We start from the raw sequence: 489 nt of genomic DNA on the forward strand, positions 1-489 counted from the left end.
TAACTCGAAAGTGCCCCATTCCAATTCGGGATGCATGTCTGTCACACTTCAAGGCTAGCCATTTGGCCTACATTTTCTAACCAGTGCAGTGTCTAGTGAAGTGCGGGCTAACCAAATGGCTCTTTCCTTAGTTGTTCACTACCAGATCATTGGTTTGGGTCACCCGCAGCCCTATAGAGTCTCTAGTTTTACTAGATCACACTTTGTTATATATCTCTAAGCTCGCACCTTCAATGGAATAGCCTGACTCGACCCCTATGTCATCAGAAATTACTGTTTCTGTTTTCAAGGTTCCTGTGATGTAAACGATATCCCAAAGGTCTTTAGTTGGAGTCCCTTCTTCAAACTTGACGTAAATAATCTGGTTTGGAGGTGGTGGTGGAACGTGAATACACGCACCATAAAAGGGAACCAAAAGAAACTCAGAGATTGACTCTGAGTCCCCTTCTAATGGAATCACGAAACCCGGTATTTTGACGTTGCTGCCAT

Annotated in this window: 1 protein-coding gene; it reads right to left on the reverse strand. The window is 44.0% G+C overall.

Annotation, left to right across the window (positions count from 1 at the left end; all coding sequences use genetic code 11):
* Positions 1-196: 196 nt before the first annotated feature.
* A partial coding sequence (locus AB4486_RS27425) for a DUF3299 domain-containing protein (RefSeq protein WP_372119950.1) occupies positions 197-489 on the reverse strand: 293 nt, incomplete at its 5' end.

This window comes from Vibrio sp. 10N.222.55.C6 (assembly GCF_041473395.1).
Lineage (GTDB): Bacteria > Pseudomonadota > Gammaproteobacteria > Enterobacterales > Vibrionaceae > Vibrio > Vibrio crassostreae_C.